This is a genomic window from Salinibacter sp. (assembly GCF_042218895.1).
Lineage (GTDB): Bacteria > Bacteroidota > Rhodothermia > Rhodothermales > Salinibacteraceae > Salinibacter.
This window is the reverse complement of the sequence record NZ_JBDGQQ010000057.1, coordinates 1-2343: the sequence shown is the minus strand read 5'-3', so window position 1 is coordinate 2343 and position 2343 is coordinate 1. Positions and strand designations below refer to the sequence as shown.

The 2343-nt window shown below is 63.4% G+C and carries 2 protein-coding genes; one reads left to right on the top strand and one right to left on the bottom strand.

The window, feature by feature from the left end; translation table 11 throughout:
• Positions 1 to 319 (bottom strand): RNA 3'-terminal phosphate cyclase (locus tag ABEL04_RS06080; protein WP_375801496.1); only part of this gene is annotated, 319 nt, incomplete at its 3' end.
• Between the two features lie 1171 nt (positions 320 to 1490).
• On the opposite strand from ABEL04_RS06080, the gene ABEL04_RS06075 reads away from it, so the two are divergent.
• Complete coding sequence (locus tag ABEL04_RS06075; protein ID WP_375801495.1) at positions 1491 to 1934, top strand: archease; 444 nt, start codon at positions 1491 to 1493, stop codon at positions 1932 to 1934.
• The last annotated feature ends 409 nt before the right edge of the window (positions 1935 to 2343 follow it).

The window sequence follows — 2343 nt, the reverse complement described above, 5'->3', positions numbered from 1 at the left end:
CTGCCTGCACGGCCGCGAGGTGCTGTGGCCGCAGGCCTGGATTCGACCGCGCGCCGCGGATGTCCTCGATGCGAAACGGTTCGCCGGTAAGAACGGCGAGCGTAAGAGCGGAGCGTACAAGTCCACCGCCCCCCTGTGATCCGTCGAGCTCGATCATGAAGAATTGGTCGTCCCGGTCCACAGATAGCAATCGCTTGCTCTTGATCCATACAGCAAACGCCTGAAGGGATGCCTCCGGATCGATGCAGAAGTCCCTGATGCTTCCAAGAGTCCCCGTTCCATCCGTCCTTGTGTACCGATGGAGGGGTACTTTACGCATTTCGCCCTCCCACGCGACATTTCATCCCACACGAAAGGACGACTGTCCCTCTACAGAGCACAGAGGCGCTGCTGAGCAACCGATCGACGTTTCGCGTCTTCCGACGGTACTCGGGGCCCTCAAGACGGCCAGTGCCCGGTGTCGTACTCCAGTCGTCGTCCGTGCGGCTGACGTCCCCGGATGGTCTTGGAATCGATGGTCCGCGCCCACTGTATTTGGCCCATTGTCTACCAGTCCTCTTTGTTTTGCGGAGCCGTGACCACGCTAGCCGACGTGACGGTACCAATCAAACAAACCCCACTACCGGTTCAACCTCAATGGCGGGGTCCGCTACGTTTCGGCGCAGCGACTAGGGTCCCGTCTTCCTTCCATTGACGGAGTTCGCTCTCAGCATAGACCTCAGAGACTGGCATGCACATGTGTTCGACGGTCGAGAGACGGAATCAGGCCGTAGCCGTCTACGACTAGGGCGGCAGGGCCCGTTGGAAACGCAGGGGTTCTTACACGCGGGCGCATCAGTACGATGCCATCGATCGCGCGATCGGGCACAGGCGGGAAAACACCCGAGGCCCTGGCCCGTCGGTCGTCCACGACGCAAACAAGTCGTTCGGAGAGTGCAGGCGCTTCGACGCGCGGGTTGACCTGTTCGTAGACAACGGAACGCCCCCTTGCTCTTGACTGTGGGGCCGAAGGCTGACGGCATGATCCCGGAGGTGCGGCGCACACTGCTTCGGGATCTTGGCGACGGGCTCGAGGTGCATGGGGAGGGCATCCACGGCACCCGTCCCTGGGCAGGGGCGACTGGCCCCACCGTCGGGATTCCCTTCGGGTGCGGTTCGCCCGGAAGGCGGATACGATTTACGCCTTTCCGCTGGACAATCCCGCCTCCGCAACCGTCACAACTTCCCGGCTTTGCCCCGCAGAGAACACGACCGTCCGCCCGCTCGGTCGGTCCGACCCGCTCGAATTGGGCCTCCTCCAACCGCCCCTCCCGGGTGGAGCTGCCGCCCGGCCTCCCGGACCGCTCAGCCTACGGAGTGGCCATTACTCCTGAACCCTGGGTGGTTGATGGACAGTTCGAAGCAGTAGGCTTCTCTCCTCCCCGAGGAGAACGGCGAGCGTTCCCGCTCCACCCGGTCACGCATCTTCCACCGTTTCCTGCCCTTCTCCCATGTCCGCCGACGCTCCCGACTGGTTCCACGAGATCGATCACACCGGCGACATCGGCATTCAGGTGACGGCCCCGACGCTCCCGGAGCTCTTCGAGCGGGCGGCCGCCGGCATGTTCAGAGTGCTCACGGATCCCGATATGGTTCAGTCGTCGGCCCCCGAGACGATCACCGTCGACGGACGAGACCACGAGGCCCTCTTGGTGCAGTGGCTTTCCGAGCTCAACTACCGGCACACCGTCGACACCGTCCTCTACGGCGCCTTCGCGGTGGAGGCGATCGACGAGACGGAGGCGGGGCTGTCCCTCACCGCCACCGTCCGCGGCGAGCCCATCGACCCGGACCGCCACACCGTCTACACCGAGATCAAGGCCATCACCTTCCACGGCCTCGACGTGCACCGCACCGACGACGGCTGGGCCGTGCAGGTGATTTTTGACATGTAGGGCGTCCTGGGCACGCGTCCCGCTATTTCAGGATCGCGCCAGCCCGTGCTGATCGGTGGAAGCGAACGGAGGTATTTCGTATTGCGTATTTCGTAACTCGGGGCAGCCCTTTCGCGATAGGCAGCCCGTAACTACGCAATACGCAATACGCACTACGCATCACTCATCCCTGCAACCTCCCGCCCAACTCGTACGTTTCTGTAACCACCGTGTCTTTTCCCACAGTCGTCCGGCTGCCATAGACCTCGCTGCCCCACCCGACCCTGACGTGTACGCGCTCGCGACCCGACAACGGCCCCTGACCGTCGACGAGTATCATCGGATGGCCGAAGTCGGCATTCTCACCGAGGACGACCGTGTCGAACTGCTCGACGGCCGACTCATCGCCATGTCGCCGATTGGTCCCGCC

Excerpts from the sequence above, each read along its gene's own strand:
- ABEL04_RS06075 (WP_375801495.1), top strand. The coding sequence starts at position 1,491 with ATGTCCGCCGACGCTCCCGACTGGTTCCACGAGATCGATCACACCGGC.